Raw genomic sequence first — 11,934 nt, forward strand, 5'->3', positions numbered from 1 at the left:
TCTCCTATTGAGGTGCAGAAGATGAATATTACATTATCCCTTATCCTTGCTGTTTGCGCTGGCTATTCTAAAGCTTGGAAGAATTGGCGGGAATTTCATCCCACCATGCTTTATACCTCTGTTTTAGTTCTTTTGTATAATTTCATCTGCAAAGATCATTTATTGTGGAAGCATCAGAGCATTCCATTAAAAACACATTTTGCAGGAGAGCTGTTCCATGCATTTGCCATCCTTCCGGCCATTGCGCTGCTTTATCTGGCATACTATCCGGAAAAAGGGCGCCGCCTCCGTTACATTGTTCTTTGGAGCTTACTTTCATTTGCCGGAGAGTTCCCCTTCGTTGCAACAGGAATGATTGTTTTTGAGAATGGCTATCAATATTGGATGGAGCTGCTCTTTTACCCGCTGATGTATATCATGATCAGGCTGCATTACAAGCAGCCGCTGATCTCCTACGTGCTGTCTGCTTTAATCATCGCTTTGCTGGTCTGGCTATTCAAAGTGCCGGTGCAGCTTGCCTTTTAAATATTGGACCTATCTTGTACAATAGTCTGTATAATGGTTCATTTCTGACTACTTAGAGAAAGCTGGTGCAAACATGCATTATCGTACATATGCTGCAGGCGACAGCTGCATCATCCTTGAGTTTGGCAATAAAATCACCCCGGAAAGCAATCAGCAGGTCCGGAAAGCCGCTTCCCTTTTATCCAGAAAACCCTTCAGGGGCATGATTGAATGCGTTCCTGCCTTTCATACATTGGCTGTTCATTATGACCCTTATGACGTCGGCACTTTATCTCCCTTTGAGGCAGCCTCTTCTTTGATAGATGAAAAGCTTGAAGAAGAAATCGAACTGGATGGCGCCTCTCGTCTGCTGGAAATCCCCGTCTGCTATGAAGGGGCCTGCGCCCCTGACCTGGCTTTTGTAGCCCGCTCAAATGGATTGTCCGAAAAAGAAGTTATAGAGATGCATAGTGAAAGAGATTATGAGATTTTCTTTCTCGGCTTCTCTCCAGGCTTCCCCTTCTTGGGCGGAATGGATCCGCGCATAGCGGCACCGCGCAAAAATTCCCCAAGATTGAGAATTCCCTCTGGCTCGGTGGGCATTGCTGGGAGGCAGACAGGGATATACCCTTCCGAGACGCCAGGAGGCTGGCAGATTATTGGAAGAACACCGATAACGTTATTCGATCCCAAAAGACAAGAACCCAGCTATCTTAAGCCCGGGGACCGCTTACGTTTCTTTCCGATTGAAGAAGCAGAGTTTCAGTCAGGGGGCGGCATCCTATGGGAATAAAAGTTCTGAAGCCGGGACTGATGACAACTGTCCAGGATGCAGGAAGGAAAGGATTCCAAAACCTCGGAGTATCGCCCTCAGGTGCGATGGACCTTTTCTCTTATACCTTTGCTAATCTGGCAGCGGGCAATTTTTCTGATGAAGCGGCTCTTGAAATTACCTTGATTGGACCCGAGCTGCTTTTCGAAAAGGACGCCATCTTCAGCATTTTCGGGGCTGAGACAGAAGCAAAGCTGAACGGCATCCATATCCAGGGCGGAAGGCCGATTTCTGCCAAAAAAGGGAATGTACTTTCTTTTGGGAGGATGAAGGCGGGATGCCGTTTATATATGGCCGTCCATGGCGGCATCATGGTGCCTCCTATAATGAACAGCAGGAGCACGTATCTAAAAGCAGGATTTGGGGGCCTGGAGGGCAGAACATTAGAGAAAAATGATGTGATTCCTATCAGACAATCCTCCGGCCGATTCAGCAGAAGCTGGAGCTTCTCCCCCTCCCTATCTTCTTATCATCATGAGAATCATGTCAGGGTGATGCCCGGAAGGCAGTCTGACTGGTTTTCTCCTGATGTTATGAAGAAGTTCTCAGAGCAGGAGTTTACTATTTCAGCAGACTCCGACAGGATGGGATACAGGCTGAAGGGCCCTGAACTCACTAAAGACCGGGAAACTGAAATGATTACAGAACCAGTTTCATTCGGGACGGTACAGGTGCCTGCTGACGGCAATCCGATCATCCTGATGGCCGAAAGGCAGACAACGGGCGGGTACCCGAAAATCGCTCAAGTCCTGTCGGCAGACCTTCCAATCCTGGCACAGAAAAAACCGGGAGATAAGATCAGGTTTACGGCTGCCTCCCTGGATGAAGCACAAACAGCTTATATGGATCATGTAAAAACTATAAGATACATTACAAAATTCGTACGGGAAAAATGGCAGAAAGAGGTGCATATGAATGAAGAAAATTGACTTGAACTGTGATCTCGGTGAAAGCTTTGGAAGCTTCAAGATCGGATCTGATGAGGAAATAATGGCTTATATCACATCCGCGAATATTGCCTGCGGCTTCCATGCAGGAGATCCGGGAACAATGCGCAGGACTGTGAAGCTTGCCCTTCAGCACGGTACTGCCATTGGTGCGCACCCGGGTTTGCCTGACCTCCAGGGGTTTGGCCGCAGGAAGATGGATATTGATCCGGAAGAAGCCTTCGATCTGGTGCTGTATCAGATCGGTGCACTCTCAGCTTTTGTTGAAGCGGAAGGCGGCAGGCTCAGCCACGTAAAGCCTCATGGAGCGCTCTATAATATGTGTGCGGGCGATAAACGGCTTGCTGAGGCGGTGGCAAGGGCTGTCCAGAGTGTGGACGATGAACTCGTCCTTTTTGGCTTACATAACAGTGAAAGCACAAAGGCAGCAGAAAGGATCGGGATCAGAACGGCCCATGAGGTATTTGCGGACAGGAGGTATGAAGATGACGGGACGCTTGTTTCAAGAGCAAGCAGCGATGCGCTGATCTCTACTGCGGAAGAAGCAGTCGGGCAGGTGCTGACAATGGTCCTTGAAAACAAAACCGTCAGCCGGAACGGAAATGAGATTGGTATCAAAGCAGACACCATATGCCTCCACGGCGATGGTCTACATGCGCTCGAATTTGCGGCGTCGCTTCATGCCGCCTTAAAGGACAGAGGCATTGAGGTTGCTTCTTTCAGATAAAAAAAGGGGGGGTATCCCCCTTTTTCACCCTTCAGTCCTTCTGCTCTTCCCTGGATCTTTCTTCTTCTTCATCTACAAGAATATAAGCGATCTGCTCTTCCATTACATGATGGAGGGCATCAAGCTCTTCTTCGCTCATCAGCTTCTTTTCTTCCTTCATATTTCTTCCTCCCTCTATAAATATTGATTTATCAACGGTTTGAGCCGTTAATGGGGTGTCAAAAAAATATTTTTTGACACGAACTCTAACAGTATTTTTCTTTTATGTGAAACTATTCCAACATATGGGTGCGCTACGCGGTCACCAGTGTATAAATATGGTAAATGGTGATTAGGTTATATGCGATGCACAATGGATCTCTGCGTAGCTTATGATGACGTACCCTCCCATGTCTCTGGGCATCAGTGTGCCTACATTCCTTCGTTCGGTCTAGTCATAAGGCAGAGGCTAGCGAAGCTCCTTTAGGGACTCTGGGTCGAATGGAAAAAATAGTGCCAGCTTCTCCGTGTCATCCAGTTGTCTAGGTCTCATTAAGGGATGTAGGGTCTTATGCAGCCTCTTCGAGACTTGGAATATCCCTCATCATTCGCTGTGCATCAAATACTCTGTGCTTCGTGCTTATACCATGCAAAACTTTTAATAGCTTCCCGCATAGAACCACGATGGATTGTTTCTTACGCAATGGATTAACCTTACGGTTTGTATAGTACTCATGAAGCTTTCTAAAGGCTTCGTTGTGGCGAATCATTGGCATCATGACTCGGAATAGGAGGGCTCGCAGCTTTCTCCTTCCCCGTTTAGAGATGCGTTTTTTCCCTTTATGCTCTCCGGATGAGTTCTCACGCAGCGTTAATCCCGCAAGTTTAATGATTTGGCGTGGATCTTCGTAGTGTGAAAAGCTTCCGATCTCAGCTAGTAGGTCAACAATGGTGGCATCTCCAAGCCCAGGCACCGTTGATAGCCATTCATATTCTACAGATGTTTTTACAAGCTTATCTAAATGAAGGGTAATGTTTTCAATATCCTGTTCAAGTTGATGATAATGACGGACAAGTGTGGCAATTTCAATTCGGGCCATCTGGTGTCCTTCTGTTACCCCAATTGAACTGGCAGCGACTTCAATAAGACGCACTGCTTTTGGTTTCTGGGGGGATTTGAGCCCCTCGGCCTTTCGATAAAGAGATAACACTTCATCGGGTTGTTTCTGGTGTAGATCACTCGGAAAAGGAGTGCATTGAAGTGCAGCCAATGCCATTTTTCCGAATGACGGAAATACTTGGACAAACTCAGGGAAATAACGATCCAGCCAGCGAATCATCATGTTTTTGACAGCGCCCAATTCCTCTGTCAATTTACCTCTGAACGATGATCCGACGCGGAGTTCAGCCTCCATGCCTTTCAGGATGCGCGGATAGCTGAAGCGCCCATCTTTTACTAGGCGAGCAATGACCAATGCATCCTTACGGTCGTTTTTAGTTGGCAGATTATCATCCAACTCTTTTGATCGCTTAACATGCATAGGATTAACCATGGCTAGGGGGATTCCCCGTTCCTCTAGAAAATAGGCAAGGTTGAGCCAATAGTGTCCCGTAGGTTCAATCCCTACAATCACTTCTGTTTTGGCGTTCTCTTTCATGGCGGCCAAAATACGTTGATAGAAAAGCTCAAAACCATTTTCTAACTGGGAAACTGAGAAGGATTTCTGAAGCACTCTTCCTCGGTCATCTACAAAGCAAGCATAGTGAGTCCGCTTGGCAATGTCGATTCCAATCACAAGTGTATTTTCGGTGACTTGATTAATTTTCTGATTTTGTTTAAAATCCATTAAGGAGTCCTCCTTGGTTAACTAAGTTAGGGGTCATATCGGCGCACGATTTGACACCCCGTATCATACCAAGAGGGCTCTTTTTTGTTCAAGTCCCCGAAAATCCTTCTAACAGGAATGCTCCTTTTAGATAGGCGTATGAAAGGCTGCAGCTCTTTTGTACTTTCTCCTGATTCTTACCTAATTAAACTTATGCATGAACTTTTCCTCTTCTTATTCTTCCTGAGAAGTGTACTCTGGAAATAAAAAGTGTTCCTTTTTCTCCTCCTATGCAATAAGAGGTTTCCTTCGCTCCTTCATGTGCTATGTAGTAAGTAAGCTCGAAAACGTTATCCGGCAAAGAGTCAGTAAAATAATTTAGGGAAGTGTTATGATGCAAAGCGTCTATAAATGCAAAAACTTTACTAAAACCGGAAAAGTCCTGCTTCCAAGTCCCTGGAGGAGAAAGTTCGACCTTCTTCCCGGCAGGCTTGCCGACCTGGAGTTCGAAGATGAAGACAAGAAGATTTTAATCAGAAAAGCAGATCCCAAGAGCACCGAAAATAAAAGGCTTGTCTCTGATAACGGATCCATCCATATTCCAATGGAGCTGAGAAATCTGCTGGATTTGAAGGATCAGGAGGAATATTGCCTTTTCATTGATGAACAGGCCAAGCAATTCATTTTGCAGATTATGCCGGACAAGACAGGTTAGCTTCCCTTTTCTCCCGAAAAAACAATTTACGGGACTATAATCATTTTCCCGGCAGCACAAGCAGCAGCTTTGCCCGAAGCGAGATGCTTTTCTAATTTTCCAATGCTTTCCTGTATAGCGCATTCCAGCCGGCAGCAACCTAAAATCAGGAGGTGGAAGCATGGACCCCATTAAGCCGGGAAGTGAAAAAATGCCGGATTTCAGGGAGCTGGATGACAGGCTCATCGCACAGCATTCTTCAGAACCTTTCCTTGTGATCAAAACCAATTTGGATCCTGAGAATTCAACAGTAGAAAATCCCTATTACAAAAGTGAAAAACTGACAGACCGAATCGCCTTTGAGAGTTATTTTGATGAAGAACAGTAATATGAAAAGCCCTGGAATCCCAGGGCTTTTTGCTGTTGCCAGCTTCAAAAGCCTGTCAGTAATATTCGTATCCGCAGCTGCCATGGTCCCCATACAGCATTGAAATCATTTTTTCTGAATTTTCTTCTGATATCTGCCTGTAATCATGTGCGAAGGCCTTAAATGTATCGCAGAATCCTACATTGTTTTCTCCTACGCTTTCAGCCCAGCTGGCAAAATTCCGGTAGTCCTCAAGCGGATCATAAGACTCAAATTCGGCCACTTTATCATTGGAACCCAGTGTTGTGACTAAGATCCCTTTATATGAATCGGGATCATGTTCTTCATACTTCACGCATGCATAGAAAATCATGCTGTCCAGCCCCTTTTTAGTCTCTAGTTTGGGCCGGGCAGGTAATTTTATGCACAAAAAGATCTTGTCAGCTGTTCCCGTCGACAAATTTGCCATGGTCAGGAACAGCCAGCTCGCCAAAATGATCTGCAAGCCTCTGCAAGCCTTCTGCCAATTCCGGACCTGACATCGGACGGCCGTGCCCTGTTCCGGCAGCTGAAGGGTTCAGTGCTGCAAGCTTTAAAACAGAGGCTTCCGCGGCTTTCCAGTCCGTAGTCAAATAGCGTGGCGGGCCGCTTACCTCTTCTTCCTGGACAAGGACTTTGTAGAGGGAATCCTGCCTCACGGTCACAAATGCATCACCTGCAAGGAGGAGGCTGTCCGCTTCCCTGAACAGGGAAACATGGCCAGGGGAATGTCCGGGGGTGTGGATCCATCTCCATTCCGGCAATGCAGGAACAGACCCGTCTGAAGGAAGCGGATGAACAAATTCACTTATATCGATGCCTTCATGCGGGAACACTGGAGACATCTTGGCAATCATCCCGCCCTCGACACTGGCATCAGGCTTAGGATAATCTTTCTCCCCTGTTAAATATGGAAGCTCGAGCTCATGAGCATAAACTGGCACTTTCCAGGTGCTAAGCAGCCCGATGATTCCTCCAATATGGTCAAAATGCCCATGAGTCAAGATGATTGCTTTTGGTGCAGCTCCTTCACCATAGAGATCTTCTGCTGCTTCAATAATTTTTTCGGCCGACTTTGGCATGCCTGCATCAATCAGCACCCATTCATTTGAGCCATCACTCAGCTCAGCAAAAAAGACATTGACAATTTGAATCGCCAGGCAATGGACATCAGTGTTGATATCTTTCATATCTCCGCTTGCTGCTGAAGCAACCGGGAGAAATCGGTTGGATGATGAACTTCCTTCCATACAATCAGCTCCTCTTCTAGTCTGCCTATCTTTACCCGCCTGCCGCAGAATTAGTCGCAAGTGACCAGATTCCGGGGCATGAAAAAGGCACCCCTCTATCCGGGATGCCTTTGACAGCCAATCTAAAAAACCTTGCCTGCTGCGATACGGTACTGCCTGATGAAATTCTCAGGGCTGATATATACTTTATAAGGATAAAGGCCGTGGTTTGTGTGCAGATACAAAAAACCGAAGGAAGACTGTTCCCGGTAGGAGACATCATAGATATCAGCCAGCCTGAACTCGCGGTCATCTGCAACGACCCGGTCGTCATATAGGTGGAGGTGGTATTCTGTTTCAATCACTTTCTGTTCATTCCACTCCACTTTTCTGCTGTATATTCGATAAGGATGCGAACAGCGGTGTGCCAAATCGGTCAATTTCCCCCTTCATTATATGTAGAGACAGGAATGCCTGGATCCCGGTTATGTATCATGGTAAATGAAGCTGCCCCGCTATTTCAACTAATATGGAGCCCGGCTCATGCCGGGCCATGCCATGCTAACGCCTGCTCTTGCTTTTACGGTAGACCAGAAAGGCGACCACAATGGCCGCAATAATAATAAGCGGCAAAAAAGAAAGCAAAGTCTGCCAAAACGGATGTGTAGAGTCCATATGAAATTCCTCCCTGTCCTTTTTTTAGGTTTTACCCTATCCTGATAAGAAAATTCCATTCCCGCCAAAACTTTATGATTGTGATTTTAAATAAATAGGATTATCATTTTCGCTATAAATAAAACGTTCTGCTGGGGAGGCGATGAGTTTGGGGCAGAGAAACTGAAAATCGGAGAAATTGCAAAAAGGGCGAATGTAACGAAGCGGACGGTAGATTATTACACACAAATCGGCCTTATTAAAGCAAGGCGTTCTGCTTCCAATTACCGCTACTATGATGCAGAAGCTCTTGACACCCTCAAATATATCGAACAGTGCAAAAGGAACAGCTTTTCACTCGAAGAAATAAAGAACAGGCTGAAGGAAAAAGAATCAGATCTTATCGATTATGAAACACTTAAAGTAAAGATATCCGGTTTGGATAAGGAGCTTTCCGAGCTGCTCCAAAATCTGGAGGATAAAGGACTGAAGAAGGAAGCTCTTAAAAAGCATCTTTCTGCTGAAAGCATATCCCTCATGCAGACCATTCTCCTGTTATTGATGTAGCCCACCTGCCGGAACTTACAGTAGACTTTTTTTACTCATCCAGGAGGTGTAAGCCTTACTTTGTAAGGCGATTCGTTGGACATATTTATCAATTTGGTATTAGTTGCACTTTTAATTGCTTTAACCGCTTTTTTTGTATCAGCAGAATTTGCAATCGTCAAAGTCAGAAGTTCGAGGATCGACCAGCTGATTGAAGAAAATAAACCTGGAGCCCAGGCGGCCAGGCATGTCATTACCCATATGGATGAATACCTTTCTGCCTGCCAGCTGGGTATCACCATCACAGCGCTGGGTCTTGGCTGGCTTGGGGAACCGACTGTCGAGAAGCTGCTTCATCCCCTTTTTGAAAGGCTGGAGCTTAATCCATCGCTAACCCATCTTTTATCTTTCGGGATTGCCTTTGCTTCCATTACTTTTCTGCATGTGGTGGTCGGCGAATTGGCTCCCAAGACCATGGCCATACAGCTATCAGAAAGAATAACCCTGTTGTTTGCAAAGCCGCTGATTTTGTTTTATAAGCTGATGTTTCCTTTCATTTGGGCGCTTAATGGTTCAGCAAGGATCCTTACCGGCCTGTTCGGGCTCAAGCCCGCTTCCGAAAATGAACTGGCCCATTCTGAAGAAGAGCTCCGGATCATTCTTTCCGAAAGCTATGAGAGCGGTGAAATCAATAAATCAGAGCTGACATATGTTAATAACATCTTTGAATTTGATAACAGGCTCGCGAAGGAAATCATGGTCCCCCGGACGGAAATCGTCAGCCTTTCCATCGATGACAGCGTGGAGGATATCCTCGGCATCATCCGCGAGGAGAAGTACACACGCTATCCGGTCATAAATGGCGATAAAGACAATATTGAAGGAATCGTGAACATCAAGGACATCCTGACTGCCACCGTAAAAAGGGAAACGCTGACAGGTGCTCCCATCACAGCTTTTGTGAAGCCTGCCATCAGGGTCATTGAGACGATACCGATCCATGATCTTCTTCTTAAAATGCAGAAGGAGCGCACCCATATGGCTTTGCTTCTGGATGAATACGGCGGGACAGCGGGACTTGTGACAGTAGAAGATATCATTGAAGAAATCGTCGGGGAAATCCGTGATGAATTTGATGCAGATGAAATTTCAGATATCCGCAAATTGGCTGAAGGCCATTATATCATCAGCGGAAAGGTCCTTATCGATGATGTCAATGACCTCCTTGGCACGAACCTTCCCGAAGAGGATGTTGACACATTTGGCGGCTGGTTCCTTTCCCAGCGGTATGATGTAGTCCAGGGGGAAGAAATCATTGAAGAAGGCTATTCTTTTACAGTCAAAGAACTGGAAGGCCATCATATTGTTTTTATAGAGGTCAGGAGACTGGCTGAAGAAGAAAGCCCTGAGTAAGGGCTTTTTTTTTTGCACCATAGGAACCCTCCCCTACTCTTTCGCGCTCCGATAGGTGCATAGGCTTGTGACCAGCCCTACTGTCAGGACCGTGATAAGGGAAAGCATAAAGGTATCGCCTGAAACAAGCAGTCCTCCGATTGATATGACAAGGCAATCAATCAATAAAATCACTATCCCCACATTCATTCCTGAAAGGTCTGCGATAAACTGTGCCAGCAGGTCTGTTCCCCCGGTGCTGGTGCCATAGCGGAGCATCAAGCCTATGCCGAGGCCCACAAGCGCCCCGCCGGCTATAGAGCCGATAGCAGGGTCGATATATGGAAGAGACCCGCTGACTGGATTCATGATATCGATTAAGATAGAGGACAGCAGCAAACCGTGCAGGCTGTTGAAAAAATAACTCCTATCCTTGAACCAGGCAAGAGCAAATATCGGAATGCTCATCAGCAGGATGGACAATCCTGCTTCAAATCCCCATAAGTAATTGCAGATCAAACCCAGGCCGATGACCCCGCCGTCAAGAACCTTGTTAGGTATCAGAAAACCGTTTATTCCCAAAGAAAGAAGAAGGCATCCAGTAAGGACGATAGCCGTTTTTTTTAAAATCATCATTGAACACTCCTGGCTGCTGCATGTCCTATAGTATATGAAGCCAGTCCCAGGGATAGTATGAGCTTTTTTCATAACTGGCCTGGTTTAGGTGAATAGTAAGGAAAGTAACACAATATTAGGAGGATATTATGGTAAAGCAAACGCCAGGTATGCCGGCATATGTTGGAAGCGAATATGACCGGCTGAAAAAAGTGGTTCTATGTGAACCGGAGCATATGACAATCAAAGATGTGATCAACGAGACCCAGCGCCATTTTCTGAAAGAAGGCATTGATATTGAAAAGGCTATGGAGCAGCACCGCAATTTTGTCAAAACACTAGAGCAGTTCGGTGTGGAAGTGTCCCTCCTCCCTGCCAGGGGTAAATATCCTGAACAGGTATTCACAAGGGATATCGGTTTTACGCTCGGCCAGACCGTGTTTGTGGCCGAAATGGCAAGCAGGATCCGGCAGGGTGAAGAGGATGTGTTCAAGGAATGGCTGGAAAAGGAGAGAATTTCCTATTTCAACCTGATTGGCGAAGAAATTGAAGGCGGAGATATCGTCATTGACCGCAATACAGTTTATGTTGGCTTAAGTGACAGGACAAATGAGAAAGCCGCTGCCCATCTGAAATCGCTTCTGCCTGACCATGAAGTGATTACGGTCCCTTTTACAGATAAATTCCTTCATCTGGATTGTGTCTTCAATGTTATTTCTGAGGATGAAGCGTTGATATTTCCTGGAGAAATCGAGCCAAAAGCACTGGAAACCATTAAATCCAGGTATCACCTGATAGAAGTATCCAAAGAGGAACAATTTTCTCTGGGCACGAATGTATTATGCATCGGCGACAAGAAGATCTTCAGTCTGACGGTAAATGAAAATGTCAACAGCCAGCTTAAAGAAAGAGGCTTCGAGGTGATCGAGGTGGATATAACGGAAATTATTAAGTCCGGGGGAGCCTTCCGCTGCTGCACCCTTCCTGTATTGAGAGAAAGCCCCGGCCTAAGAGGATAAAAATAATCATCATGCCTCTCTTCCTTTCATATATTTATATATGACTGGTTCGGGAGGCATGATCTGTGATGAGTATCTTAACTGCAGCCATCACCGCTTTATTGGTGTTCATTTTAATTGAAGAAAGCTTTATATACGGAATTTGCCGCTATATGAATGGACCAGGAAAAATTGAGAAAGCAATATCCGCCGGACTGAAGCAGGCAAAGCAGAAGCTCTCAGAAAAAAATTAGCTCTCCGGACCAGGAACCCATTGTTCGAATGACTTGGATATTATAAAATAAATACATTCCCATAGTGACAGGAGTGTAGATGTAATGGCCCGATCCAAGGCAAAGAAGCTGCGCGCTAAAATGGTGCGTGAAGGAAAAAGAAATCCGGAAAGCAAAAGGAGCCCTTATGCGTTACTTGATATGTCTGAAAGAAGAACAAAAACAAAAAAAGATTTTTTATACAAATCCAAACATAAGGGCCAATCTGGGTCTTTTTATTTTGCCGTTTGAATGGTGATGTCCGACTAATATACATAACCTTGCATTTTACAGGAAAATTATTCTAACTTCT

General features: G+C 45.7%; 17 protein-coding genes and 1 pseudogene. 12 read left to right on the forward strand and 6 right to left on the reverse strand.

All coding sequences use genetic code 11. The annotated features are described in order from the left end of the window. Positions 1-21: 21 nt before the first annotated feature. The 4 genes from AC4E8B_RS12305 (at position 22) to AC4E8B_RS12320 (ending at position 3,010) form a co-directional block, all read left to right on the forward strand. Positions 22-525, forward strand: coding sequence for a CBO0543 family protein (locus AC4E8B_RS12305; RefSeq protein ID WP_490219369.1), 504 nt, complete (start codon positions 22-24; stop codon positions 523-525). Between the two features lie 73 nt (positions 526-598). Beyond that, positions 599-1,297, forward strand: a complete 699-nt coding sequence (pxpB, locus tag AC4E8B_RS12310; RefSeq protein WP_490219371.1) for a 5-oxoprolinase subunit PxpB — start codon at positions 599-601, stop codon at positions 1,295-1,297. Next, positions 1,288-2,265: a 5-oxoprolinase subunit C family protein gene (locus AC4E8B_RS12315; protein ID WP_490219372.1), complete on the forward strand. Its 978-nt coding sequence runs from the start codon at positions 1,288-1,290 to the stop codon at positions 2,263-2,265. The genes pxpB and AC4E8B_RS12315 overlap by 10 nt, the downstream gene beginning before the upstream one ends. Beyond that, positions 2,252-3,010 carry a LamB/YcsF family protein gene (locus AC4E8B_RS12320; protein ID WP_490219374.1) on the forward strand — a complete coding sequence of 253 codons (759 nt, stop codon included), beginning with the start codon at positions 2,252-2,254 and terminating at the stop codon, positions 3,008-3,010. The genes AC4E8B_RS12315 and AC4E8B_RS12320 overlap by 14 nt, the downstream gene beginning before the upstream one ends. A gap of 31 nt (positions 3,011-3,041) precedes the next feature. Here AC4E8B_RS12320 and AC4E8B_RS12325 read toward each other — a convergent pair whose 3' ends face one another. Beyond that, a complete protein-coding gene (locus AC4E8B_RS12325; protein ID WP_490219376.1) occupies positions 3,042-3,170 on the reverse strand; it encodes a hypothetical protein in 129 nt (42 codons plus the stop codon). 388 nt (positions 3,171-3,558) lie between these two features. Beyond that, on the reverse strand, positions 3,559-4,836 hold the full coding sequence (locus tag AC4E8B_RS12330; protein WP_490216957.1) for an IS110 family RNA-guided transposase: 1,278 nt from the start codon (positions 4,834-4,836) through the stop codon (positions 3,559-3,561). Between the two features lie 370 nt (positions 4,837-5,206). Between AC4E8B_RS12330 and AC4E8B_RS12335 the strand changes: the two genes are divergently transcribed. Both AC4E8B_RS12335 and AC4E8B_RS12340 read left to right on the forward strand, forming a co-directional pair. Continuing rightward, a complete protein-coding gene (locus tag AC4E8B_RS12335; RefSeq protein WP_490219378.1) occupies positions 5,207-5,530 on the forward strand; it encodes a hypothetical protein in 324 nt (107 codons plus the stop codon). Between the two features lie 160 nt (positions 5,531-5,690). Continuing rightward, positions 5,691-5,897: a hypothetical protein gene (locus AC4E8B_RS12340; RefSeq protein ID WP_490219380.1), complete on the forward strand. Its 207-nt coding sequence runs from the start codon at positions 5,691-5,693 to the stop codon at positions 5,895-5,897. A gap of 55 nt (positions 5,898-5,952) precedes the next feature. On the opposite strand, the gene AC4E8B_RS12345 is transcribed toward AC4E8B_RS12340, so the two are convergent. The 3 genes from AC4E8B_RS12345 to AC4E8B_RS12355 all read right to left on the reverse strand — a co-directional run bounded on the left by AC4E8B_RS12345 (position 5,953) and on the right by AC4E8B_RS12355 (position 7,584). Further along, positions 5,953-6,249 (reverse strand): hypothetical protein, encoded by a 297-nt coding sequence (locus AC4E8B_RS12345; protein ID WP_490219381.1) that lies wholly within the window; start codon positions 6,247-6,249, stop codon positions 5,953-5,955. Positions 6,250-6,316: 67 nt separating this feature from the next. Next, on the reverse strand, positions 6,317-7,165 hold the full coding sequence (locus AC4E8B_RS12350) for an MBL fold metallo-hydrolase (protein ID WP_490219383.1): 849 nt from the start codon (positions 7,163-7,165) through the stop codon (positions 6,317-6,319). Between the two features lie 122 nt (positions 7,166-7,287). Then, positions 7,288-7,584: a hypothetical protein gene (locus AC4E8B_RS12355; RefSeq protein ID WP_490219385.1), complete on the reverse strand. Its 297-nt coding sequence runs from the start codon at positions 7,582-7,584 to the stop codon at positions 7,288-7,290. Between the two features lie 412 nt (positions 7,585-7,996). Between AC4E8B_RS12355 and AC4E8B_RS12360 the strand changes: the two are divergent. The 3 genes and pseudogenes from AC4E8B_RS12360 to AC4E8B_RS12370 all read left to right on the forward strand — a co-directional run. Beyond that, positions 7,997-8,173: pseudogene (locus AC4E8B_RS12360) on the forward strand (MerR family transcriptional regulator); the annotation flags it as partial. Positions 8,174-8,236: 63 nt separating this feature from the next. Continuing rightward, positions 8,237-8,365 carry a hypothetical protein gene (locus tag AC4E8B_RS12365; protein ID WP_009793758.1) on the forward strand — a complete coding sequence of 43 codons (129 nt, stop codon included), beginning with the start codon at positions 8,237-8,239 and terminating at the stop codon, positions 8,363-8,365. 75 nt (positions 8,366-8,440) lie between these two features. After that, positions 8,441-9,757, forward strand: a complete 1,317-nt coding sequence (locus tag AC4E8B_RS12370; RefSeq protein ID WP_490219387.1) for a hemolysin family protein — start codon at positions 8,441-8,443, stop codon at positions 9,755-9,757. A 33-nt stretch (positions 9,758-9,790) separates the two neighbouring features. On the opposite strand, the gene AC4E8B_RS12375 is transcribed toward AC4E8B_RS12370, so the two are convergent. Next, on the reverse strand, positions 9,791-10,372 hold the full coding sequence (locus tag AC4E8B_RS12375) for a YitT family protein (protein ID WP_490219389.1): 582 nt from the start codon (positions 10,370-10,372) through the stop codon (positions 9,791-9,793). A 128-nt stretch (positions 10,373-10,500) separates the two neighbouring features. On the opposite strand from AC4E8B_RS12375, the gene AC4E8B_RS12380 reads away from it, so the two are divergent. From AC4E8B_RS12380 to AC4E8B_RS12390, 3 genes are all read left to right on the forward strand, one after another. Beyond that, positions 10,501-11,370, forward strand: coding sequence for a dimethylarginine dimethylaminohydrolase family protein (locus AC4E8B_RS12380; protein WP_490219390.1), 870 nt, complete (start codon positions 10,501-10,503; stop codon positions 11,368-11,370). 68 nt (positions 11,371-11,438) lie between these two features. After that, on the forward strand, positions 11,439-11,603 hold the full coding sequence (locus AC4E8B_RS12385) for a hypothetical protein (protein ID WP_490219392.1): 165 nt from the start codon (positions 11,439-11,441) through the stop codon (positions 11,601-11,603). Between the two features lie 84 nt (positions 11,604-11,687). After that, on the forward strand, positions 11,688-11,873 hold the full coding sequence (locus AC4E8B_RS12390; RefSeq protein WP_490219393.1) for a hypothetical protein: 186 nt from the start codon (positions 11,688-11,690) through the stop codon (positions 11,871-11,873). Positions 11,874-11,934: the final 61 nt, after the last annotated feature.

The sequence above is a fragment of the Bacillus sp. SRL543 genome, assembly GCF_984799205.1.

What these genes read in the sequence shown, in the direction of transcription:
- AC4E8B_RS12325 (WP_490219376.1), bottom strand. Translation starts at nt 3,170, where the DNA reads ATGAAGGAAGAAAAGAAGCTGATGAGCGAAGAAGAGCTTGATGCCCTC.
- AC4E8B_RS12340 (WP_490219380.1), top strand. Translation starts at nt 5,691, where the DNA reads ATGGACCCCATTAAGCCGGGAAGTGAAAAAATGCCGGATTTCAGGGAG.
- AC4E8B_RS12390 (WP_490219393.1), top strand. Translation starts at nt 11,688, where the DNA reads ATGGCCCGATCCAAGGCAAAGAAGCTGCGCGCTAAAATGGTGCGTGAA.
- AC4E8B_RS12350 (WP_490219383.1), bottom strand. Translation starts at nt 7,165, where the DNA reads ATGGAAGGAAGTTCATCATCCAACCGATTTCTCCCGGTTGCTTCAGCA.
- AC4E8B_RS12330 (WP_490216957.1), bottom strand. Translation starts at nt 4,836, where the DNA reads ATGGATTTTAAACAAAATCAGAAAATTAATCAAGTCACCGAAAATACA.
- AC4E8B_RS12305 (WP_490219369.1), top strand. Translation starts at nt 22, where the DNA reads ATGAATATTACATTATCCCTTATCCTTGCTGTTTGCGCTGGCTATTCT.
- AC4E8B_RS12345 (WP_490219381.1), bottom strand. Translation starts at nt 6,249, where the DNA reads ATGATTTTCTATGCATGCGTGAAGTATGAAGAACATGATCCCGATTCA.
- AC4E8B_RS12385 (WP_490219392.1), top strand. Translation starts at nt 11,439, where the DNA reads ATGAGTATCTTAACTGCAGCCATCACCGCTTTATTGGTGTTCATTTTA.
- AC4E8B_RS12380 (WP_490219390.1), top strand. Translation starts at nt 10,501, where the DNA reads ATGGTAAAGCAAACGCCAGGTATGCCGGCATATGTTGGAAGCGAATAT.
- AC4E8B_RS12335 (WP_490219378.1), top strand. Translation starts at nt 5,207, where the DNA reads ATGATGCAAAGCGTCTATAAATGCAAAAACTTTACTAAAACCGGAAAA.
- pxpB (WP_490219371.1), top strand. Translation starts at nt 599, where the DNA reads ATGCATTATCGTACATATGCTGCAGGCGACAGCTGCATCATCCTTGAG.
- AC4E8B_RS12375 (WP_490219389.1), bottom strand. Translation starts at nt 10,372, where the DNA reads ATGATGATTTTAAAAAAAACGGCTATCGTCCTTACTGGATGCCTTCTT.
- AC4E8B_RS12315 (WP_490219372.1), top strand. Translation starts at nt 1,288, where the DNA reads ATGGGAATAAAAGTTCTGAAGCCGGGACTGATGACAACTGTCCAGGAT.
- AC4E8B_RS12320 (WP_490219374.1), top strand. Translation starts at nt 2,252, where the DNA reads ATGAAGAAAATTGACTTGAACTGTGATCTCGGTGAAAGCTTTGGAAGC.